Genomic DNA, 22534 nt, shown 5'->3' on the forward strand with positions numbered 1-22534 from the left:
CTTCGACGGGGTCCACGAAACCGGTCCCCCTCCAGCAGCAGACGTTCTCTCCGCTACGCAATCTTTTGGCAGCATCGATCTCTGTCCTCTCTTACCCACCTCTGGCGATCAGGAACCTCGCTCAATGGCCGGCAAGCTCGGTCGATGAGGTATCACTCGCGTCGGCTGCCAGGTCACGCCTATGGTCCTGACGGGCCCTGGCAGGGTGGGGTGTGGTTCTATGGCCTCACTTGGGCGATGCTGCCACGCGGGAAGGGCGGAAGGACGGATCAATTCGCCCGGTTCCGCGTTACTGCGCGAACCGCCCGGGCGATCGGCCCCGGCGGCATCTGTCATGGCCAGCGCGGGAGCATTGACGATGAAAGCCTTTTTGGGAGCCGCCACGCTTGCTTTCGGCCTCGGTCTCGGCGCCTCGGCCATGGCTTGCGAGCTTGACCGCCCGCTGAAGATGGCAGGGCTCGACTATGATTCCGCCGCCTTCCACACCGCCGTTGCCAGCGCGATCGCCGAGCGGGGTTTCGGCTGCAAGGTCGAGCGCGTGCCCGGCGCCATCGCGCCTCTGGTCAACGGCGTGGCGCGGGGCGATGTCGACATCGTCATGGAAATCTGGACGGCCAACCCGGTCGAAGCCTGGGTGAAGGCGGCCGAGGCCGGCAAGGTCGAGCCGCTGGGTACCACCTTTCCGGATGCGAGCGAGGGCTGGTTCGTGCCGCGCTATCTGGTCGCCGGGCCGGACGCCAAGGCGCCGGACTTGAAGACCGCTGAAGATCTCAAGCGCTACAAGGCTCTGTTCGCTGATCCGGAAGAGCCGGGGAAGGGGCGCTTCTACAACTGCGTCGCAGGCTGGGTCTGCGAAGGCATCAACACCAAGAAACTCGCCGTCTACGGGCTCGCCGGGGACTTCACCAACACGCGCGGCGGCTCGGGCGAGGCGCTGGTCGCGGCGATCGAGGCCGCACTCAAGCGCAAGCGCCCGGTCGTATTCTACTATTGGGGGCCGAGCTGGCTGCTGGGTGCCTATGACCTCGTCAAGCTCGACGAGCCGCCCTTCGACCCCGCTGTTTGGGCAGAGCTCAAGGCGAGCGACAACCCCAAGCGCGCCACAGCCTATCCGATGAGCAAGGTGGTCATCGGCGCCAATGTCGACCTCGCCAAGAAGGCGCCGCAGCTGGCGAGCTTCTTCAAGAGCTACGGCACGACCAGCGACATGACCTCGAAGATGCTGGCCGAGGCGCGCGAGAAAGGGGTCACGCCTGAGCAGCAGGCCGTGGTCTTCCTCAAGACGCAGCCCGATATCTGGCGCAAATGGCTGCCGGCCGATATCGCCACGAAGGTCGCATCGAGCCTGTGACGGCCGCTTCGGTGCCGGAATTCGGCAAGGCGCTGCAGGGCGCCGTCAACCGCGCGGTTGATGCCATCGTCACCGGCTATGGCGACAAGCTCGATGGTTTCGGCGCAACGCTGACCGCGCCGGTCCGCCTGGTCGAAACGGCGCTCCAGCACATCCCGGTTCCGGCATTCGTCCTCGCGGTCGCGGCGGGCGCCTGGCTCGCGACGCGACGGATCGGTTTCGCCCTGGCGATGGCGGCCCTGCCGGTGGCGCTGGCCGGTCTCGGCGTCTGGGGTGAGGCGATGCAGTCGCTCGCTCTGGTCACCGTCGCCGTGCTCTTCGTCGTGCTGCTCGGGCTGCCGCTCGGCGTTGCGGCGGCGCGGCTTCCGCGACTGGGCCGCGCGCTCGCGCCGCTCTATGACCTCATGCAGACCATCCCGAGCTTCGTCTATCTGATCCCGGTGGCGATGGTGCTCGGGCTCGGGCGCGCGCCGGCGCTGGTCGCGACGTTGATCTATGCGCTGCCGCCCTTCGCGCGGCTGACGGAACTGGGCCTGCGCGGCGTCGACCCCGGTTTCATCGAGGCCGCCCGGGCGCTCGGCCTGCGACCCCGGCAGAGCTTCTGGCTGATCGAGCTGCCGCTTGCCCAGCCCACGATCCTGCAAGGGCTGAACCAGGCGATCATGATGGCGCTGGCCATGGTCGTCGTCGCCTCGATGATCGGCGCCAAGGGGCTCGGCGAGATCGTCCTGCTCGGCTTGCAGCGGGCCGATCCCGGCCTCGGCTTCGTCGGCGGGCTCGCCATCGTCCTGCTCGCCGTGCTGCTGGACCGGATGGCGCAGGCCGTCCTCGTGTCGCGGCGGCAGGGTGGCTGATTGTCGGGAGCCGGGCGAGGAACGCTCGGCGCTTCGTCCGCGACAAGCCGAGCCGGCCACGCTATGAGCTTGCGCGCGCCGTTTCGGCGCGGGCTTTGAAACGCGCAAAGGCTACGGACGATGAATGCGACGGCCGCACTGACGATCGTTCCGCCGGACGCGCCGCTGCGGGGCAGGGTGGTGCCGCCCGGCTCGAAATCCATCACGAACCGTGCCTTGCTCGTGGCGGCGCTGGCCGGAGGCACGAGCCGGCTGACCGGCGCCCTGAAGAGCGACGACACCCGCTACATGGCGCAGGCGGTTCGCGCGATGGGCGTCGCGGTCGAGGAGCCTGATGCGACCACCTTTGTCGTCGCCGGAACCGGCCGGCTGCAGCCGCCGGCCGAGCCGCTCTTCCTCGGCAACGCCGGTACTGCGACACGCTTCCTGACCGCAGCCGCCGCGCTGGTCGACGGCACCGTGATCGTCGACGGCGACGAGCACATGCGCAAACGCCCGATCGCGCCGCTGGTCGAGGCGCTGCGGACATTGGATGTCGCGGTGACGGCTCCGAGCGGTTGCCCCCCGGTTAAGGTCCAGGGGCAGGGGAGCTTCCCCGCCGGACGCGTGGAGATCGATGGCGGCTTGTCCAGCCAGTATGTGTCCGCCCTGCTGATGGCGGCGGCCTGCGGGCGTGGGCCTGTCGAGATCGCCTTGACGGGCAAGGAAATCGGCGCCCGCGGCTATATCGATCTGACGCTGGCGGTGATGAAGGCCTTCGGAGCGAAGGTTTCACAGCCGGATCCGGCGACATGGCGGGTGGAGCCCACCGGCTACAGGGCGGCCGACTTCCTGGTCGAACCCGATGCCTCCGCCGCCACCTATCTCTGGGCGGCCGAGGTGCTGACCGGCGGCGCTATCGATCTCGGCGTCGCCCCCTCGGCCTTCACCCAGCCCGATGCCGCCGCGCACAAGGTCATCGCCAGCTTTCCGAACCTTCCGGACGTCATCGACGGCTCGCAGATGCAGGATGCGGTTCCCACGCTCGCCGTGCTCGCGGCCTTCAACCGGCGGCCGGTTCGCTTCGTCGGGATCGCCAATCTGCGTGTCAAGGAATGCGACCGGGTGTCGGCCTTGGCGCAGGGGTTGTCGCGCATCCGGCCGGGCCTCGGCGTGGAGGAGGGCGACGATCTTCTGGTCGCGTCCGATCCGGCCCTCACCGGACAGACCCTTCCAGCGCGGATCGACAGCCATGCCGATCACCGCATCGCGATGAGCTTCGCACTGGCGGGTCTCAAGCTCAACGGCATCACCATCCTGGACCCCGCCTGCGTCGGCAAGACCTATCCCGGCTATTGGCGGGCGCTGGTTTCGCTCGGCGTCAGGCTGGAGGGCGACCTGCCATAGCCCTCCGACGGTTCGTCTGCGGCGACCGCCGGGCGCCGCGATTCGATAGGGGAAAACCACTTGAACAAAACGAGAACATCATTGATAATGCCTTAATCGGCCGATAGGGTTCGGCTCCGGTCAAGCGGCCGGTTTGTGTGAAGTGCGCAGGAAGTGGAGCCTGTCATGGCTGGTAGCGTCAACAAGGTCATTCTGGTCGGCAATCTCGGGCGCGACCCCGAAGTGCGCCGCCTCGGCAGCGGCGAGCCTGTCGTCAATCTGCGTATCGCCACCTCCGAGACCTGGCGCGACAAGCAGAGCGGCGAGCGCAAGGAGCGCACCGAGTGGCACTCGGTCGTGATCTTCAACGAGAACCTGGCGAAAGTGGCCGAGCAGTACCTCAAGAAGGGCTCGAAGATTTACATCGAGGGTCAGCTCCAGACCCGGAAATGGCAGGACCAGTCCGGCGTGGAGAAATACACCACGGAGATCGTGCTGCAGCGCTTCCGCGGCGAACTCACCATCCTCGACAGCCGCCAGGGCGGCTCGGATGAGTACAGCGAGGGCGGCGGTGGCGGCGGCTACGTCGACGATCGCTCGGGCGGCGGTGGCTCCTTCGGCCGCTCCGGCGCGATGGGCGGTGGCGGAGCTTCGCGCCAGCCGGCCATGCCCGGCGGCGGTGGCGGTGGCCGTTCCTCGTCGACCCATCTCGACGACGATATTCCGTTCTGATGTGCGGTACATAGGCGCGATGCCCTCCCGCACGCCGTGGTTGGGTCAGTCGAGAGACACGTTGTAGCTAGCAGCCAGGACCCCGCGCAGTTCGTCCCAATCGGCGTGAGCGAGGTGCGGAATCCCCACAGCCCCACGATAGGGCGCCTTCAGACCTGTTGAAGTGGAGATGTGAACTACGGGGCCGGGCGGCAAGAGTGCCTTTTGGGCAGCGATGCGCAAGGCTGCCAGACCCGCGGCCGACGCCGGCTCGCTCCATAGACCGTCGAGCGCCAAGGCAGCCTGGGCATCCGCAATACTCCGATCGTGAACCGCAACAGCGTGCCCCCTGGACCGATGCAGTGCGGCTATTCCACGAAAGCCGCCGCGGGCGGAGCCAATACCGTGAGCAATGGTTTCGACCGGCTCGAGGGTACTGGACGAGCCGCTGGCGCAGAACCGGCCAAGGGCATCCGATCCCTCGGGCTCGGCGGCGATCAAGATAGGCTCTTCCGTCGCCAGGCCCAGTGCCTTGAGCTCGGAAAAGCCTTTGCCGATCCCGAACAGCAGCTCGCCGTAGCTCGTCGGTACGGACACTGCGGCAGGTACTCGTCCGAGTTCGAGGAAGAGTTCATATGCGATGGTCTTGTAGCCCTCTGGGCCGAATGGATGGCCGGTATGGGTCGGGGCCGTGTTGCCAATCAGATACCAACCCGGCTGGCGCGACAGGACATCGAGGAGCGGCCACCGCGCCGTGCGTGGCATCGCGATCACGGCGGCACCATAGGCGCGCATCTGTCGTGCATGGGCCGGCGAAACCGCGTCGTCGCAAAGCACGATGCATTTCAGACCGGCGCGTGCCGAGTAGGCCGCGGCCGAAGCGCCATGATTGCCGGATGAAGAGATGACCGTGCCAAGGGCGCCGGCGGCGGCAGCAGCGCTGACGGTGCAAAGGCTCAGGCGGTCCTTGTGACTCCAGCTCGGATTGGCGCTCTCGTCCTTGACGAAGAGCTCGGGCAGGCAGGCCCAAGCGGCCGCCCGCGGCGCAGAAACCAGCGGCGTCGCGCCCTCGCCGCAGGACAGGCCGGGCAGGAGTGGCGGCAGGAGCGGCGCCCAGCGTTCGAGGCCGCTGCCGAAGCGTGGCGCAAACAGGTCGCCTGCAAGTCGCTCGTAGGCGTAGCCGACCTCGTAGGGATAATGGAACGGCTCGGCGCCGGTCTCGTCGATATGAGCGACGAACGGAGGAACCTGCGGATAGAGCGGGCGCCGAACGCCATCGGACATCGAGATCAGGGCGTCGGCCAGGGATGGCGATGTGGTGACCCAGGACGGCACAGCCGCCTCCGGGCCACGATCGGCGAAGCGGTCCATTCTTGCCTCAGCGCAGCGGCAGGGCGTAGATCTGGCCGCCGCGCGTCCAGAGGTCGTTCTGGCCGCGTTCGAGGCCTATGCGCGAGCCCTTGCCGAGATTGCGCTCGAAGATCTCGCCATAGTTGCCGACGGCGGCGATCATCCGGGCGACCCAGCGCTCGTCGAGACCGAGCGCCTTGCCGAGGCCCGGCTCGCTGCCGAGCAGGCGCTTGACGGCCGGCGGGCCTTTCGCGGCAAGTTCTGCCGCATTGGCGGAGGTCACACCCATCTCCTCGGCCTCCATCAGCGCGAAGACCGCCCAGCGGACGATGTCGTAGAATTGCTCGTCGCCTTTTCGGATTGCGAGCGCTGTCGGTTCCTTCGACAGGCGTTCCGGCAGCAGGACATAATCGTCGGGCCGTTCGGCCTTGAGCCGCATGCCGATCAGCGGTGTCGAGTCGTTGCTGTAGGCATCGCAGCGGCCGGAAAAGAATGCATCCTCGACCGCATCGAGCGTGGCGACCGTCACCGGCGAGAAGGTCATACCGTTCGTGCGGAAATATTCGGAGAGGTTGAGTTCTGAGGTACTGCCCTGCTGGACGCAAATGGTGGCGCCGCTGAGCTGCCTGGCGCTGGTGACGCCGAGCTTGCGTGCGACGATGATCGCCTGTCCGTCATAGAACCAGATCGGCGCGAAGCGCAGGCCGAGCTGGGCCTCGCGAGTCAAGGTCGCGGTCGCCGTCCGCGAAAGCACGTCGATCTCGCCGCTCTGCAAGGCGGTGAAGCGCGTGACGGTGGTCGTCGGGACGAAATCGACCTTGGTCGCGTCACCGAGGACGGCTGCGGCTACGGCGCGGCAGAGATCGGCATAGATCCCGGTCCATTTACCCTCGCGGTCCGGCATGGTGATGCCCGGCGTGCCCTCGGAGGTGCCGCATTTGAGAACGCCACGCTGCTTCAGCGCGTCGAGGTGCGGCCCTGCGGCAGCAGGTGGAAGCGATGAGAGCAGCAGGCCTCCCGCAAGCGCCGTGGTCTTGATGACACCCCTGATCATTCGCCCCTCCATTCTTGGTCGGTTGAGACTAGGCAGGGCAAGGCTATGCGTCCAATATCAGCTGACGCGGACTTGATAACGAAAGCTGATAGATATGCAGCATCGACAGATCGAAGCCTTCGCCGCCGTCATGACCAGCGGCAGCGCGTCGCGTGCAGCCGAATTGCTCAGTGTCACCCAGCCGGCGATCAGCCGCTGCATCGCCGAGCTGGAACGCGAACTCGGCTTTGCCCTGTTCGACCGGGTTCGCAGCCGCATAGTTCCAACATTCGAGGGGCGGATGTTCTTCCGCGAGGTCGACAGCCACTTCCTGGCGATGGCGAAGCTGGAAGCGGCGGCCGCCCGTATCCGGGAGTTTGGAGCGGGTGAGCTCAAGATCGCGAGCTTGCATTCGCTGGGAGGGCGGCTAGTGCCCAAGGCGCTGGCCCTATTCCAAAGGGCGTTCCCGAAGATCAACGTCACCTTGCAGGTGCAATCGTCCAGCCAGGTCAGGGACCTCGTAGAATCGGGGCAGTTCGACCTTGGGCTGTGCTCGGAAGAGGTCGATCTCAATGGTGTCGAGCATCAGCATTTTGCCGATTACCGGATGGTCGCTGTGCTGTCGCACGCTCATCCTCTCGCGTCCCGGGCCGTGATCCGACCGGAGGATCTGCATGACCAACCCTTCCTCCAGCTCGATTTCGACGAACGCCTGTCACGAGATCTCCACGCCGCATTCGCCGCCGTGCATGCGAAGCCGCGCGTCGTCGTGGACGCGGAGTATTCAGCTACGATCTGCGCGCTGGCCTCGGAGGGGGCGGGGATCGGCCTCGTCAACCCAGCGGCGATCGCCGGGCTGGATCGCTGGGGGGTCAGGGTGCTGCGCTTCGAGCCTGCGCTGCATTTCCGCAAGCATCTTGTTTTCCCGCCGGGGCGCCCGCGGCCGCAGCTTGTGCGCGACTTCCTTGGGATTTTGGCCGAGGTAAGGAACCGTTTTACGCTTCAGCTCGACAACGCATGACAAGGGCCAGTTCCAGACATTGGGCGATCGCCGCGAAGCGGACGCTCAGGATCAGTTTCGCCGGTCAGATGACGGCCCATCTCGGACCCACGCGGCGGGCCCTACCGAACACGCGACGATGCTCGTGCCGACGTGTTCGATTGCATTGAGCGGTTCCACAATGCCGTTCGCAGGCACTCGACCATCGGCTACATCAGCCCGGTCGAGTTCGAACAGAAGGTGGGGTTAGCCTAACGCCCTGTCCACGAAACGGGCAGCAGGCCACTACGAACATCCCGCTCTCCTCAGGCTCGAATTTCGCCGCAGCCCTCTCAAGATTGCCGCGCTAGGCTTTGCCGCGCCGGAGCTCGGAGAGAGTGTACCAGACGACCGCCGCGAAGATCACTGCTCCACCAACGATCGTCGCGAAGGGCGGCGGCTCCGCGAAGAGGAGCCAGACCCAGACCGGCGTCATGACGACTTCGGTCGTGCCGATCAAGGCCGATTCCGCCGGCGGCAGGTGCCGTGCGCCGATGATGAAGAGCACCAGCGCGATCGAGAAATTGGTCGCTCCGAAGGCCGCTAGCACCACGAGGTTATGGGCATCGAGCGAGCTCCAGGAGCTGAACGGCGCGAAGAGCAGGAAGGTCAGCACCGCGCTGATGAAGATCGGCGGCATCGCCGGAAGGTCCGGGTCCAGCCGCGGGATGACAATGACGAAGGCGAATGTCACCGTCATCAGCAGGGCCAGCAGGTCGCCGATGATGCGACCCGCGCCCAGCGAAGCCGAGATGATGATTCCGACGCCGATGAGGCAGGCGAGCCCTGCCGCCATCGTCCGCAGGACGATGCGCTCCTTCAGGAGCAGCCAGCCGAGCACGGCGGCGATGAAGGGCGCAGTCGCGTAGATCACTGCGACATTCGCCACGCTGGTCATGTAGTAGGCGCCGATGAAGGCGGCCTGGCTGATCGTCTGGAACGCGATCAGGGCCAGCCCGGTCGGCCCGAACGCCTTTTTCCAGGCCCGGCGCGTCCTGGCGCCGCCGAACATGGCCATGGGGACGATCAGGAAGAGGGCGGCAAACAGAGCTCGCCAGGCGATGGCGGTCAGGGCATCCGTCGTCAGCAGGCGCGCATAGATGCCGCTGGCGCTCCAGGCCACGGTCGCGGCGAAGACGAGCAGGACGCCACGGGAATGTGCGGTCGAAGAAGAGGTTTCGCTGGTCAAAGTCGCACGCATGGCAGGATCGGGCAGCACCGCTCGCATATCGGGCTCCGTCGCGGAATATCATTCCGCGAATAGCGAGATGTTGGCAGGAACATGCCAACCTTCTCGCGTGGGTGGCTTCGCGTCGTTGAAGGGGCGCTCCTGCGCTTGGAGAAGGGCTACTCCGCTTGCGTCGGTCAATTCCCACATCCTAGGATCGGCTGACTGCATTTGCGGCGGCGCGTCCTGCGCAGCTTTTCCACCCCCTTGGGCGAGGGTTCACGGCATGAAGCGTCGGACGTTTCTGGGTGTCGCTGCAGGTGCCGCGGTTTCCACTGTGGCCAAACCGGCCCTTGCGCAGCGGGCAAAGGTGCTGAAATTCATCCCGGAATCGGATGTCGCGATCGTCGACCCGGTCTGGACGACTGCGACCGTAACGCGCAATCACGGCTATCTGGTCTTCGACACGCTCTACGGCCAGAACGCCAATTACGGTTTCGAACCGCAGATGCTCGCCGGCCATACGGTCGAGGATGACGGCAAGACCTGGCGGCTGACGCTGCGCGAAGGCCTGCGCTTCCATGATGGCGAGCCGGTCCGGGCGCAGGACGTGGTGCCCAGCATCCGTCGTTTCTCCGCCCGCGACGCTTTCGGCCGCGCCCTGATGGACGCGACGGACGAGCTCTCGGTCGAATCCGATCGCGTCGTGAAGTTCCGGCTGAAGCGCCCGTTCCCGCTGCTGCCGGCCGCGCTCGGCAAGACCGGCACCTCCATGCCCTGCATCATGCCGGAGCGCTTTGCGGTCACCGACCCGAACAGGCAGGTCACTGAGATGATCGGCAGCGGTCCGTTCCGCTTCAAGGCCGATGAGCGCATCCCGGGCGCACTGACCGTCTATGAGCGCTTCGACGGCTATGTTCCGCGCGCGGATGGCTCGGCCACCTTCACGGCGGGCCCGAAACACGTTCATTTCGACCGGATCGAGTGGCGCATCATTCCCGATCCGCAGACGGCGGCGAATGCGCTCGCCAATGGCGAGGTCGACTGGTGGCAGAACCCCACGCCCGACCTGCAAGGCACTCTCAACGGTCGATCTGGCCTCAAGCTGGAGGGCCTCGACCCGGCCGGCGGCATCGGCTGCCTGCGCTTCAACGCGCTGCATCCGCCCTTCGACAATCCGGCGATCCGGCGGGCGCTGCTCGGCGCCATCGACCAGAGCGAGTGCATGACGGCGGTCGCCGGTGATGAGCGCTCGCTCTGGAAGGATCATGTCGGCGTCTTCAGCCCGGATACGCCGATGGCGACGACGGCTGGGACCGAGGTCCTCGTCGGCAAGCGCGATTTCGCCGCCGTCAAGCGCGCTTTGGCCGATGCCGGCTACAAGGGCGAGCGCGTCGTGCTGCTCGACCCGACCGACTATCCCTCGACCCATGCGCTCGCGGCGGTAGCTGCCGATGCCCTGCAGAAATCCGGGGTGAATGTCGAGCTGGTCTCGACCGACTGGGGTACGGTCGTGCAGCGCCGGGCGAGCCGCCAGCCGATCGACAAGGGCGGCTGGAGCATCTTCTTCACCTATCTGAACGGTACCAATAATTTCGATCCGGCGAGCCAACTCGGCATCCGCGGCAATGGCGACCAGGCTTGGTTCGGCTGGCCGAAATCTCCGCGCCTCGAAGAGCTCCGGCTCGACTGGTTCGCCGCCAAGGATCTCGCGACGCAAAAGGCGATCTGCGCCGAGATCCAGAAGCAGTTCTTCATCGACGTGCCCTATATCCCGCTCGGCGCCTATTACGAGAAGACCGCCTATCGCGGGATTACCGGCATGCGCATCGGTTTCGCTCAATTCTACGACGTCAGGCCGCTGTGACACAGTCCAAGATCCGGATCGCCGTTCTCCAGTTCGCTCATGAGACGGTGACATTCCTCCCCAACGACACGACGCGGGAGGATTTCATCTATCCCGGCTCCCCGGCCTCCGGCGAAGACCTGCTTTCTACCGATCCGAAGGGCTATATGGGCGGCTTCGTGCAGGTCGCCCGCGAGTTCGCCGATGTCGAGCTCATCGGCATCACCTCGCCGCTTTGGCCACGCACCGGAACCGGCTCGGGCTGGGTTACCGAGGATGCCTATGAGCATTTCATGAGCATCATGATCGCGGAGCTGACGGCGCAGCCGCAGTTCGACGGCGTCTATCTCGCGCTCCATGGCGCGCTCGCCGTGCGAGGCGTGCCACGGCCGGAGGCAGATATCGCCAGGCGCGTCCGCGAGGTCGTCGGCGACAAGGCCTTCATCACCGCAACCTTCGATCCGCATGGCAACGAGGACGACGCCTTCCTCGCGCAGGCCGACATGGCCTTCTGCGTGAAGTACTTCCCGCATTACGACATGCATCTGCAGGGCGAGCGCGCGGCGCGCATGCTGGTCCGCGCGATCCGCGGCAGCTTCAAGCCGGTGCATCGCACTCTGCGCATCCCGATCATCGCCCCGACCGTGGTGATGTGGACCGGCGCCTCGCCTTGGTCCGACCTCATCCAGCGCGCGCTGATCTGGGAGGCGCGCGAGCCCGACGTCTTCGTCAACGTGTTCTTCGGCTTTCCCTGGTCGGACGTGCCCGATGCCGGCATGTCGCTGCAGGTATTGACCAATGACGACCCCGACCTCGCTGAGCGCGTCATCCGCGACATGGCGGAATGGACCTGGCGCCGTCGTCAGGCGCTGCTGGACACCGTCAGGATCTACAAGACGAAGGAGGCGGTCGCGCTGGCCCGCGAGGCGGTTGCCGAGGGCAAGGGGCCCGTCCTTCTCGCCGACTACAGCGACCGCTCGGGCTATGCGACCTGGCTGCTCCAGGAGATCGTGGCGCAGAAGCTCGAACGCACGCTGATCGCGACGATTGCCTCGCCGGAGGCGATCCGCACCATCATCGCGTCCGGCGCGAAGCCCGGCGATGCCTTCGACGCGGAAATCGGCGGCCTCTTCGATGAATCGGCGGGAGCGCCGATCCGCATTTCCGGCAGGCTGCGATCCGTGGGGCCGGCGACGACCGCGCGCGGCACTGGCAAGGACTGGGTCTGCGTCGAATTCGGCCGGGGCAACGTGCTGGTGCTCAGCCCCTACCTCGTCCAGATCATCGAGCCTTCGGAGCTCTGGCAGCTTGGCCTCGCGCCTGATGATTTCGACGTGATCGCGATCAAGTCGCGCGTCCATTTCCGCCGCGGCTTCGACGATAGCGGCTTCACACCGACCATCATCCTCGTCGAGCCGCCCGAGCCCTTCATGGGCACCGTTCATCTCGATGCTCTGTCCTACGAGAATCTCACGCTGAAGGACTATTATCCCTATGGCAGCCCGAGCTTCTCACCGGAAGGCTGAGGAGTAAAGTGGTCGAGAGGGCGCCATTAGCCGACATCTGGCTACTACCCAGCAGCAGGCGTTAGATTTTGCGTCGCAGCGTAATCGACGGCGAGGATGGGCTCGCCGTCGGCGTTTCCTTGGCTGTGGTCCTCGGTTTTCCAGAGAGAAGCAGTGAATCTCCTACCGAGTTTGGACATTTGTTCCTTTAGTGTGAGGTGACCATCAGGTTGTGCCGCGAACGCATAGCTTCGGTCGCCTCAGCATCGATGTCGTCAGCGTCGTTTGCGATCGCCACTCTGTAAACTCGTCGCGCAGCCTCCGCTGAGACGAGACCTTGCTTTACATCGCGCAGCACGGCAGCTGGATCGCGCGTCGCAGGATCGCCGAAGCCTCCCGCGCCGGCCGTGCGCATGCTGAGGACGTCGCCCTTCCGAAGCGGATAGGTGCCCTTCGAGTGCAGGCGTTGCTCCGCAGGCGTGTCGGGGTTGAGAACCGTCGCCGCCTTGGAGCCGTGCAGCCCACCCTCTAGACCGTAGGGGGCGTTGACATAGCGGTCTCCGAGATTGGTGACGAGCCCGGCATCGGCCAGGAGGCGCACATCCTTGCGCACGGCCATGCCGCCGCGGAAACGGCCGGCGCCGGCGGTATCCGGGATCAGCTCCATGCGCTCGACGAAGACCGGCGCGTTCATCTCCTGAACTTCGATCGGCGTGTTGGTGCCATTGGTCGGCGAGGTCGTGGCTTCCTGCCCGTCGCAATGGCGATGGGCGCCGACGCCGCCGATCGCCGTCATCCAGGCGAGGAAGGGCTTGCCGGTATGCGGGCTTAGCGTGCCGCTGACCTTGGGATTGCAGAAACCGGAGCTCGCGGCGATAACGCGGTCCGGCACGATTTGCGCCAGTGCGCCCATCACCACCTCGTAGATGCGGTTGGCGTTTACGGCGCGCGCGCCGCTCGCCGCACCGGGGTTCGGGTTGACGTAACAGCCCTTCGGGGCGCGGATCTCGATGCAGTCGATGATGCCGAAGTTCTGGGGCGAGCGCGGCAGCGTCACGCCCTTGATCGCGGCGATGCAGTAGGAGCGGGTGTACTGCATATAGGCGTTGATGCCGGCCGGCCGCTGTGGGCCGGTGCCCTCCCAGTCGCAGATGATGCGCCCTGGCTCGACAGTCAGCGCCAGTTTGAACGGCACCGGCTCGGTGTCCGGGCCGACATCGTCGAGCACGTCCTCGAATCGGTAGGTGCCATAAGGGAGTTCGGCGATCGCCTCGACCATGGCGTCGCGGCTGCGCGCCACGATCTCGCGCATGCAAGCGGCGAGCTGCTCCGGCCCGTATTGCCGGGCGAGCCCCTGCATGCGGGCGACGCCGGTCATGTTGGCGGCGTATTGCGCATGAAGATCGCCGAGCACGTCCTTGATGCGGACATTGCCCTCGATGATGCGCAGGATTTCCTTGATCGGTTCGCCGGCCTTGTAGAGCAGTACGGGCATCAGCTTGATGCCCTCCTGGCAGGTCTCGCTGACGCCGACGACCTCCTCGCTGCCCGGTGCGCTGCCGCCGACATCGATATGGTGCGCGATATTGACCGCGTAACCGATCAATTCCTCGTCATCGAAGACGGGCGTGACCATGAAGATGTCCGGCAGGTGGCCGGAGCCGATCGTCGGGTCGTTGCAGATCACCGCATCGCCTGGGCCAAGTGAGCCTTCGGGATAGTAGTCGAGCATTTGGCGGACGGTGAACGCCATCGAGCCGAGATGGCCGGGGCTGTAGTCGCCCTGGGCGATCATGTTGCCCTCGGCATCGAAGACGCCGGTCGAGAAGTCGGAGCCCTCGCGGACGGTCATGGAATAGGCGGTGCGTAGCAGCGTGCTGCCCATCTCGGCCGCGGCGGAGAGAAGGCCGCCCCAGACCACCGAGAAGGTTACGGGATCAATCGTGTTCATGGTGGATACCTTCAGGCGAGCGTGGTGATGAGATTGCCGTGCGAGTCGACGGTAGTTTCGCAGCCCGGCGGCAGGACGATGGTGGACTCGCGTTCCTCGACGATGGCCGGCCCGGCGAAGACGTCTCCTGCGCTGAGCCGATAGCGATCGTAGACGTCGCAGAGCGTGAAGCCGTCGGTTTCGGGAAACCAGACCTGGCGCTGGCTGCGGCGGGCACGCTCGACGCCGCCGGCCTGCTTCGGCAGCTCGTCCATGGTCAGAGTCTTGCCGACTGCGATGGCCCTCAGGCGCCAATGGACCGCGACTATGGTCCAGTCCGGATCGAAAGTTCTGGCGCCGTAAGATTTGGCGTAGGCCGCATGGAAGGCCCCGCGCAGCGTTTCCAGATCTCCGGGCGCATAGGGATAGGCCGGCAGGTCCACGGCGATCTCGAAGCCCTGGCCGGCGAAGCGCATATCGCAGCTGGCGGAGAAGCTCTGGCGCTCGCGCGGCACTCCGGCCTCGTCGAGCTGCCGGCGGGCTTGCACTTCCAGGTCGGCATAGAGCGTGTTGATCTCGGCGAGGGCGTCGTCGTCCAGGTTCATCACCTGCGTGCGGGCGAGATCGAGCGAGGTCTCCGCCATCAACAGGCCGACGGCGGATTCGACTCCGGCCGCGCGCGGGAAGACCACTTTCGGGCAGCCGAGCATGCGGGCGAGCCGGGTGCCGTGCACCGGGCCCGCGCCCCCGAAAGGCACCAGAGCGAACAGGCGCGGATCCTTGCCGCAATTGATTGTGACGGCGCGCGCGGCCTGCGCCATCTGTGCGGTGACGATCTCGTGGATGCCCCAAGCCGCCTGCATCACGTCGATGCCGAGCGGCACCGCGACGTCGGCCTCGATCGCGGTCAGCGCGGCCTCGGCGTCGAGCTTCATCTCGCCGCCGAGGAAATAGTCGGGGTTGAGATAGCCGAGGACGAGGTCGGCATCCGTGACGGTCGGCCTGTTGCCGCCACGGCCATAGCAGGTCGGGCCGGGCACCGAACCCGCGCTCTCCGGGCCGACGGCGATGGCGCCGAGCTCGACCTTGGCGATGCTGCCGCCGCCGGAGCCGATCTCGATCAGGTCGACGGCGGGGATACTCACCGGCAGTCCGCTGCCCTTCTTGAGATGGGTCATGTCCACCTCGAACTGGCTGGTCAGCAGCGGCTTGCCGCCCTCCACGAGGCAGAGCTTGGCGGTGGTGCCGCCCATGTCGAAGGAGATGAGGTTGTCGGTGCCAGCGGCGGGCGCGAACCGCGCGGCCGTCAGCACGCCTGCGGCCGGGCCGCTCTCGATGATGCGGATCGGGAAGCGCTTGACGGTATCGGCGGTGGCGACACCGCCGTTCGACTGCATGATCAGCATGGGAACCAGTGCGCCGAGCGCCCGCAACTGGCGGTCGAGGCGTTCCACATAGGAGGCGACGCCGGGCATGACATAGGCGTTCATCACAGTGGTGCTGGTGCGCTCGAACTCGCGATAGAGCGGCGAGACCTCGCTGGAGACCGAGACCATCAGCTCCGGCGCTTCCTCGCGCAGGATCTCGGCGACGCGCCTCTCATGCGCTGGGTTGGCGTATGAATGCAGAAAGCAAATCGCGACGGCGACGACGCCGCGCTCGACGAGCTGCCGTGCAACGAGGCGGGCACCGGCTTCGTCGAGAGCCGTCTGGACCACGCCGGTGAAGAGCATGCGCTCCTCGATCTCGAAGACGAAGTCGCGCGGCACCAGCGGCAGGGGCCGGCCGGCCATGTTGTCATAAAGCTCGTAGCGCTTCTGGCGGCCGATCAGGATGACGTCGCGGAAGCCTTTGGTGGTGATCAGCGCGGTCGTCGGACCCTTGCGCTGGATCACGGTGTTAGTCGCGATAGTGGTGGCGTGCACGACTTCGCTGATTTCGCCCATCTGCCGGCCGCTCTGGGCCATGCGGGCCTTCAGCCCCTCGATGACCGCCTCGGCCGGATCAGCCGGGGTGCTCAGCACCTTGCCGATTTCGAAATGACCGGTTTCGGGGTCGAGCACCGCAAAATCGGTAAATGTGCCGCCGATATCGACGCCAACGCGCAAGCCCATCGTGAGGTACTCCCAGGTGGAACGGCTTTTCGAGAGCCGGATCAGTGAACGGAACTGGGCGCGAGGCCCGAGGAAGCGGAGGCGGAGGGCGAGATGTTGTCTCCTCCGAGATAGGCCTCGCGCACGGCTTGGTTATCGCGCAGCTCTGCGGCGCGACCTTCCAGCGAGACGATGCCGTTGCGCAGCACATAGGCACGGTCGACCAGTTCCAGCGCCTTGTTGGCGCTCTGCTCGACCATGAGGATGGTCAGCCCCTGCGATTTCCAGCGCGCGAGGATTTCGTAGACACGGTCGACCATGAGCGGCGACAGGCCCATTGATGGCTCGTCGATGCACAGCACGAGTGGCTTTCGCAACCAGGCCCGCGCCATGGCGACCATCTGCTGCTCGCCCCCGGACAGGGTGCCCGCGAGCTGGTCAAGTCGGCTGGACAGCCAGGGGAACTCGGCGACCGTGGCCTCGATGTCCCGATCGATATCCCGCCGCGGGGCGGCTCTACGGGCATAGGCGCCCATCAGGATGTTGTCGCGCACGGTCAGCTCGGCGAACATGCGCCGGCCCTCGGGGATCGAGGCGATGCCTTGGGCGATCACCTCGGCGGTGCTCTTGACCTGCAAAGGCCGGCCATAGAGCATGATCTGGCCCTTGCGCGGGGTGACGAGCCGCAACACGGTCTTGATTGTCGTCGATTTGCCGGATGCGTTGCCGCCGAGCACCGCCACCGCCTCGCCGCGTCCGACCTTCAGCGAGACGCCGAACAGCGCCTGGATCGGCCCGTAGAAGATGTCGACGTCCTTCAGTTCGATCGCCGGACTCTCCACCGGGCCGGGCATCGGGACCTCGGGTCCGTGGTCGAGATGGCCTTTGACGACGACTTGGCTGCGAGCGCCGCCGCCGCCCTGGCCAAGATAGGCGGCTGCGACCTGGGGATCGGCGAAGGCGCGGTCCGGCTCGTCGTCGACGATGACCTTGCCCTGCGCCATGACGACGGTCCGCTGGGTCAATTTGCGGACGATGTCGAGCTTGTGCTCGACCATGACGATCGCCATCGCCGGGAAACGCCGGCGCATGTCTAGCAGGAGGTCGGCGAGTTCGTGGCTCTCCGTCGGGTTCATTCCGGCCGTCGGCTCGTCGAGCAGCAGCAGATCCGGTGAGGTCGCGAGCGCGCGAGCAATATCGAGCCTGCGGCGATTGGCATAGGAGAGGCTGTGGGTTGGCTGATCGCGGCGCGGCCAGAGCCGCTCGCCGAAGAGCTTGAGAATCTCGTCAACCCTGGCCTCGGCCTCCCGCGCCGCCGCGCCATAGCCGCCCAAACCGAACAACGCGCCGAGCGGCTCCTTGATGCGGCCGAAGCGTGCAGGCGAACGACCGCCCCCGATCAAGGCGCGTTGGCTGCCGATCCTAACGCTCTCGGCGATCGTGAGTGCCGGAAAGACGCGGCTGGTCTGGAAGGTGCGCGCCACGCCGAGCGCGGCGATGTCTTCCGGCGCGCGCCCGTCCAGGCGATGGCGGGCAAAGGCGATGGTGCCGGCGGTAGGCTGCACGAAGCCTGTGATCGTCTGGATCAGCGTCGATTTGCCGGCGCCGTTGGGACCGACGATGCCGACGAATTCGCCGGGTGCGACCTTGAGATCGACCCCGCCGACCGCCTTGAGGCCGCCGAAGGCGACTTCCACGCCGGTGAGCTCGAGACCCCCGGCGATGGGCTGATTGCGCATGCCGTGCATCAGCGGACTCCTGCGATGCCCTGCGGCCGGAACCGCAGCGTGAGATAAAGGACAGCACCGAACAGGATCATCCGGAACTCCGCCGCCTCGCGTAGCGCCTCGGGCAGCACGATCAGGGCGATCGCGCCCAGCAGAGCGCCTGTGAGGTTTCCGAGGCCGCCGAGGACGATGATCGCGACCATCAGAAAGGAGGTATCGAGGCGGAAGCTGTCGGGGCTGATGAAGCGCTGCAGGAAGGCGAAGAGTCCGCCTGCGAGACCGGCGCAGACACCGGCGAGGACGAAGGCGGTGACGAGATAGCGCCGCACCGGAAGGCCGGCAGCATGGGCGGCGACGCGGTCCTCGCGGATGGCGCGCCAGCTCAACCCGACCGGAGAGGCAAGCAGCCGCCCGACCCCGAGCACGACCAGGACCAGCAGCGCCAGCGCCAGCCAATACTGCGCCGAGACCGACGTCATCGGTACGTCCCTGAGGAAGGACAGCGAAGGACGCGGGACGCCGAACACGCCGTTCGGTCCGCCGGTGACATCGGTCCAGTTCAGCAGGACGAGCCAGATCAGCACGCCGATGGCAAGCGTCGCGAGGCCGACGACATGGCCCGTCAAGCCGGAGCAGAGGAGACCAATCAGCCCGGCCAGCGCGGCACAGAGCAGCGCCGCCGCGAACAAGGCGAGATCGGCCGGCGCGCCCTGCTTGGCTGTCAGCGCGGCGACATAGGCACCGACGCCGAAGAAGCCGGAGAAGCCAAGGAACATGATCCCTGAGGCGCCCGACAGCATCGTCAGCCCCGCAGCGAGCAAGGCGAAGATCGCGACCTGGAGCGCCACCTGCATGACGTAGGGAGAGACCGGCAATAAGGGCAGGGCGGCGCAGGCCGCCACAGCCACGGCCAGCAGCGGATAAGGCAGTGCGAGCAGCCGTACCTGTGGCAGCGGCTGGCCGCCCTGGCCGATGAGGATGCTCGTCGACGGCATGACGCCTGAGGCGCCGCGCGAGCCGCCGAGCGCATCGAGACGCTTGTCGCCGAACAGGCCCTGGGGCCTAAAGGTGAGGATGACCAGCAGGATGCCGAAGGCGACCATGTCGCGAAAGCCTTCGCCGACATAGCCGACAGCGAGCGCCTCGAGTACGCCGAGAAGCAGGCCGCCGGCGACCGCGCCGGGAATGCTGGCCAGCCCGCCCAGCAGGGCGGCGGTGAAGCCCTTGAGGCCGAAGGGCACACCCATCTGGGGATAGACCGTCTGGTAGTACATCGCGACCATGACACCGGCGATGGCGGCGAGCGCCGAGCCGAGGCCGAAGGCGAGCAGGCGCAGACGGTCGGTGTTCACGCCCATCTGCCTGACGGCGTCCATGTCCTGCGACATCGCCCGCAAGGCGCGCCCTGCCCAGCTGCGCGTCAGGAAGAAATAGAGCGAGGCCATGGAGGCGAGAGAGATCGCCAGGATGGCGGCGTCCATGCCCGTAACATAGGCCGCACCGATGGTGACGCTGTAGCCGGAAAGCGGGTTCGGGAAGGCATGCGCTTCCGGCGTCCAGATGATCTCGGCCGCCTGATCCAGTATGAAGGTGATCGCGAGCGTGGACAAAAGCGGCGCGATCCAGGGTGCGTTCTCAAGCGGGCGCAGCGCGACCCGCTCGATCAGCATACCGACCGCGGTGGTAACCGCGACCGAGGCGAGCGCCGCCAGCGGGAGCGGCAGACCCAGCCGCACGCCGGTATAGGCGAAGAGCGCGCCGAGCATCAGAAGAGAGCCCTGGGCGAAGTTGATCAGATTGGTGACGCCGAAGATCAGCGAGAAGCCGATGGCGACGAGCGCGTAGACGTTCCCTATTACCAGTCCGTTCAGGATCTGGCTGAGGAATTCGACCATGATTGCGGGCTCCCCTTTGAGGCCGGCAGCGTTCGAGGGCGGTCAGTTGTAGGGGCGGTAACCTTTGCCCTTGACCACGATGTAGTTAATCTCGCGCTCGCCGAGATCGCCGGAGCCTTCGTATTTCAGGCTGCCGCTGACGCCCTGGATCGGCGCCGAGGAGGCAATCTGGTCCCGGATGGCCTGGCGGGTCAGCGGCTTGCCGTCGGCGACGAGCTGCTTCATCGCGCTGGTGACGATCAACATCGCGTCCCAGGTGAAGGCGGAGTAGTAATTCGGTTCTTTGGCGAACTTGGCCTCATAGGCTTTCGAGAATTTGATCGCCTCCGGAGCATCGGCGAGAAATTGCGTCGGCATCACGACCCCTTCTGCCGCATCGCCGGCCAATTCGATGAATTTGGGGTCGTTCAGCGTATCGGTGCCGGCGACCTTCAGGGTCGGGTCGGCCTGACGCAGCTGCTGCATGAACAACGCCGATTCCGCATAGTGGCTCACGAGAAAGATTCCATCGGGCGCGGCAGCTTTGATCTTGGTGATGAGCGGGCGGAAGTCTCGCGTCTCGGGGATCATCGCCTCGGACAGCACGGCCTCGGCGCCGAGTTCTTTGAGGCGTTTGGCAACCAGCGTGTTGGTGACCATGCCCCAATCGTCTTTGAAATAGACGATCGCGATCTTCTTCATGCGGAGCTTCTTGATCAGCATGTCCACATGCGGCTGCACCATGGAGGCTTGCGTCGGCGTGGTGCGGAACTGATAGGGGCTTATCTTGACATAGTCGGGGTGGCTTGCGGTGGGCGCCACCTGAGCCAGCTTGGCCTCGGCGAGAATTGGCCCGGCCGCCATCGATTCCGTTGAGGTCTGCCCCCCGACCACTGCAAGCACCGCAGGATCCTGCCCGAATTTCTGGGCGATGGTCGCCGCTTCCCGCGGGGCGCCGCGCGTATCCTCGACGCGGATCTCGATCTGCCGTCCGCCGATGCCGCCCGTTGCATTCACCTCGTCGGCGAACATCGAGGCTGCTTCCTTGAAACGCGTACCGAGGGCGGAACGCTCGCCCGACATCGGGCCAAACAAACCAATGACGATTGGCTCGGCGGCTTTCGCCGGAGCGAGCCCCTGACTGCCGAACGCGACCGCAATAGCCGCGCCCATCAAAAACGCTGTTCCCTTCATATGACCCCTCCCAGGGTTGGTGTGATCACCGTCAAAAAGTTTATTGACTAAACTTATCGGCCGGCAAGGGGAAAAATGCGACAGAACCTGCTCAGGCGCTCGCCAGGGCGAGAATGATGGAATTATCTATTTATAATTGCTGGCATTTATTGAAATGTACAAATGTACGGCAAACGGATTCTTTCGATCAAAATGACGCTGAAATGGGCATAATTGCTCGTTCTCGATGCGGCGTTTTGGTCTATGAGGCGTTTGGTTGAGCAGGCGATCTGCTAAACATTTCACTTGCCCGACGCATCGGAATCGCGTTTGGTTGGAGTATGATGAAGCCGAAGAAGATCGCCAGCTCCACCGCCCGCGAGTTCGAGCTGTTCGACGAGCTGATGCCGGTGCGCCGCTATAAGCTGCTGCTGCAGACCTTCCTGAAGCGCCGCGGTTCGGGCGCGCGACAGGCCATCGCCGAGTCGCTCGGGCACACACGCAGCTTCGTCACCCAGATCACCAGCCCGGCCTACGACCTCGCCATCCCCGCGGGACAGGTTCATGCCATCCTCAAGCTCGCGGAGCTGACCGCCGAAGAGGAGCGCATCTTCCTCGAGGCCTATGTCGAGGCGCATCCCGAGCGGGCGACGGAGATCTACGCGGCCTCGCATCGCGCTTTGACGATAGCGCTGCCCGATCTCGGCGATGCGGCAGCGCAAGCCCGGCTCGAGACGTTGATCCGCCGCCTCGCGGAGAGTGCGATCGAGAGCTTCGTCGACGAGGCGCGCATGCGCCAGCCGGGCCGCGCGGCATGAATATCGACCACACGCACAAGGGCACGATGCTGAGCGTGCTCGCGCGGGATCCGGCGGACGGCACCCTCGGCATTGCGTTGGCGTCCAGTTCGATCGCGATCGGTGCGCGATGCCCGCATGTCGAGACGGGGCGCGCTGCCGTGGCAAGCCAGGGGTTCACCAATCTCAAGGTCGGCCCGCTCGCGCTCGACCTCGTGCGCTGCGGGCTTACAGCGGCGGAGGTGCTGGAAGCACTGCGCCAACACGATCGCTGGCTCGACTACCGCCAGATCGGCATCCTCACCGCCGATGGCCAGATCGGCGCCCATACGGGCGCGCGGGCCACGAACTGGGCCGGCCATCGCATCGGCGGCGACCTGCTCATATTGGGCAACGGCCTTTCGCGCGGAGAGGCAGCGTTCGACGCGGCCTTGGCAGGACATGCCGGAAGCGCCGGTTCGCCGATGGCGAACCGGCTGCTCTGCGCGCTGGAGGAGGCCAAGGCTCTCCTTGGCGACGCCTTTCCTGTCAACTCAGCCTCGCTGCTGGTGCGCTCGCCAGGCGCCGAAAGCCAAATCGATCTTCGGGCCGACCTGCCCGGCCGCCCGATCGACGAGGGCGGCAGCGGACTCGCCGATCTCAGGCGGCTCTATGAAGAGTATCTGCCGCTGGTCGACATCTATGCAGCGCGTTCCGTAGCGCCACGACCCTTCTGACA

At 65.9% G+C, this 22534-nt stretch carries 17 protein-coding genes and 2 pseudogenes; 11 read left to right on the plus strand and 8 right to left on the minus strand.

The annotated features are described in order from the left end of the window. Positions 1-358: 358 nt before the first annotated feature. The 4 genes from AB4Z16_RS11620 to ssb all read left to right on the plus strand — a co-directional run bounded on the left by AB4Z16_RS11620 (position 359) and on the right by ssb (position 4302). On the plus strand, positions 359-1351 hold the full coding sequence (locus AB4Z16_RS11620) for an ABC transporter substrate-binding protein (protein ID WP_441511501.1): 993 nt from the start codon (positions 359-361) through the stop codon (positions 1349-1351). Next, positions 1348-2205 (plus strand): ABC transporter permease, encoded by an 858-nt coding sequence (locus tag AB4Z16_RS11625; protein ID WP_441511502.1) that lies wholly within the window; start codon positions 1348-1350, stop codon positions 2203-2205. Before AB4Z16_RS11620 ends, AB4Z16_RS11625 begins: the two co-directional genes overlap by 4 nt. Positions 2206-2325: 120 nt before the next feature. Beyond that, positions 2326-3591, plus strand: coding sequence for a 3-phosphoshikimate 1-carboxyvinyltransferase (locus AB4Z16_RS11630; protein WP_441511503.1), 1266 nt, complete (start codon positions 2326-2328; stop codon positions 3589-3591). A gap of 165 nt (positions 3592-3756) precedes the next feature. Continuing rightward, the gene (ssb, locus tag AB4Z16_RS11635) at positions 3757-4302 is read left to right on the plus strand and encodes a single-stranded DNA-binding protein (RefSeq protein ID WP_441511504.1); all 546 of its coding nucleotides are present in this window, start codon (positions 3757-3759) and stop codon (positions 4300-4302) included. A 45-nt stretch (positions 4303-4347) separates the two neighbouring features. Here ssb and AB4Z16_RS11640 read toward each other — a convergent pair whose 3' ends face one another. Beyond that, complete coding sequence (locus AB4Z16_RS11640; protein ID WP_441511505.1) at positions 4348-5652, minus strand: threonine synthase; 1305 nt, start codon at positions 5650-5652, stop codon at positions 4348-4350. Between the two features lie 7 nt (positions 5653-5659). After that, a complete protein-coding gene (locus tag AB4Z16_RS11645) occupies positions 5660-6685 on the minus strand; it encodes an amino acid ABC transporter substrate-binding protein (RefSeq protein ID WP_441511506.1) in 1026 nt (341 codons plus the stop codon). A 130-nt stretch (positions 6686-6815) separates the two neighbouring features. Here AB4Z16_RS11645 and AB4Z16_RS11650 point away from each other — a divergent pair. The 3 genes and pseudogenes from AB4Z16_RS11650 to AB4Z16_RS11660 form a co-directional block, all read left to right on the plus strand. Further along, positions 6816-6905, plus strand: a pseudogene (locus tag AB4Z16_RS11650) (helix-turn-helix domain-containing protein); the annotation flags it as partial. Positions 6906-6965: 60 nt separating this feature from the next. Further along, the gene (locus tag AB4Z16_RS11655) at positions 6966-7685 is read left to right on the plus strand and encodes a LysR substrate-binding domain-containing protein (RefSeq protein WP_441511537.1); all 720 of its coding nucleotides are present in this window, start codon (positions 6966-6968) and stop codon (positions 7683-7685) included. A gap of 102 nt (positions 7686-7787) precedes the next feature. Continuing rightward, positions 7788-7919 (plus strand): annotated as a pseudogene (locus AB4Z16_RS11660) (IS3 family transposase); the annotation flags it as partial. Between the two features lie 91 nt (positions 7920-8010). Here the strand turns inward: AB4Z16_RS11660 and AB4Z16_RS11665 are convergent. Continuing rightward, complete coding sequence (locus AB4Z16_RS11665) at positions 8011-8904, minus strand: DMT family transporter (RefSeq protein WP_441511507.1); 894 nt, start codon at positions 8902-8904, stop codon at positions 8011-8013. A gap of 253 nt (positions 8905-9157) precedes the next feature. Here AB4Z16_RS11665 and AB4Z16_RS11670 point away from each other — a divergent pair, with 253 nt between their 5' ends. Beyond that, positions 9158-10738 (plus strand): ABC transporter substrate-binding protein, encoded by a 1581-nt coding sequence (locus AB4Z16_RS11670; RefSeq protein ID WP_441511508.1) that lies wholly within the window; start codon positions 9158-9160, stop codon positions 10736-10738. Then, on the plus strand, positions 10735-12243 hold the full coding sequence (locus AB4Z16_RS11675) for a M81 family metallopeptidase (protein ID WP_441511509.1): 1509 nt from the start codon (positions 10735-10737) through the stop codon (positions 12241-12243). Before AB4Z16_RS11670 ends, AB4Z16_RS11675 begins: the two co-directional genes overlap by 4 nt. Before the next feature lie 187 nt (positions 12244-12430). Here the strand turns inward: AB4Z16_RS11675 and AB4Z16_RS11680 are convergent, their stop codons facing one another. Genes AB4Z16_RS11680 through AB4Z16_RS11700 form a run of 5 tightly spaced genes read right to left on the minus strand, consistent with a single transcriptional unit; the run spans position 12431 to position 21040 of the window. After that, a complete protein-coding gene (locus AB4Z16_RS11680) occupies positions 12431-14173 on the minus strand; it encodes a hydantoinase B/oxoprolinase family protein (protein ID WP_441511510.1) in 1743 nt (580 codons plus the stop codon). 11 nt (positions 14174-14184) lie between these two features. Continuing rightward, on the minus strand, positions 14185-16266 hold the full coding sequence (locus AB4Z16_RS11685; RefSeq protein ID WP_441511511.1) for a hydantoinase/oxoprolinase family protein: 2082 nt from the start codon (positions 16264-16266) through the stop codon (positions 14185-14187). Between the two features lie 41 nt (positions 16267-16307). Beyond that, positions 16308-17984: an ATP-binding cassette domain-containing protein gene (locus AB4Z16_RS11690; protein WP_441511512.1), complete on the minus strand. Its 1677-nt coding sequence runs from the start codon at positions 17982-17984 to the stop codon at positions 16308-16310. A gap of 8 nt (positions 17985-17992) precedes the next feature. After that, positions 17993-19867, minus strand: coding sequence for an ABC transporter permease (locus AB4Z16_RS11695; protein WP_441511513.1), 1875 nt, complete (start codon positions 19865-19867; stop codon positions 17993-17995). Positions 19868-19909: 42 nt separating this feature from the next. Beyond that, the gene (locus tag AB4Z16_RS11700) at positions 19910-21040 is read right to left on the minus strand and encodes an ABC transporter substrate-binding protein (RefSeq protein ID WP_441511514.1); all 1131 of its coding nucleotides are present in this window, start codon (positions 21038-21040) and stop codon (positions 19910-19912) included. Positions 21041-21363: 323 nt separating this feature from the next. Here AB4Z16_RS11700 and AB4Z16_RS11705 point away from each other — a divergent pair, with 323 nt between their 5' ends. Together AB4Z16_RS11705 and AB4Z16_RS11710 are read left to right on the plus strand one after the other, a co-directional pair. Beyond that, the gene (locus AB4Z16_RS11705; protein ID WP_441511515.1) at positions 21364-21837 is read left to right on the plus strand and encodes a hypothetical protein; all 474 of its coding nucleotides are present in this window, start codon (positions 21364-21366) and stop codon (positions 21835-21837) included. Then, on the plus strand, positions 21834-22532 hold the full coding sequence (locus AB4Z16_RS11710) for a DUF1028 domain-containing protein (RefSeq protein WP_441511516.1): 699 nt from the start codon (positions 21834-21836) through the stop codon (positions 22530-22532). The genes AB4Z16_RS11705 and AB4Z16_RS11710 overlap by 4 nt, the downstream gene beginning before the upstream one ends. Positions 22533-22534 lie beyond the last annotated feature (2 nt).

The organism is Allobosea sp. TAF32, assembly GCF_052113585.1.
In the GTDB taxonomy this organism is placed as follows: Bacteria; Pseudomonadota; Alphaproteobacteria; order Rhizobiales; family Beijerinckiaceae; genus Allobosea.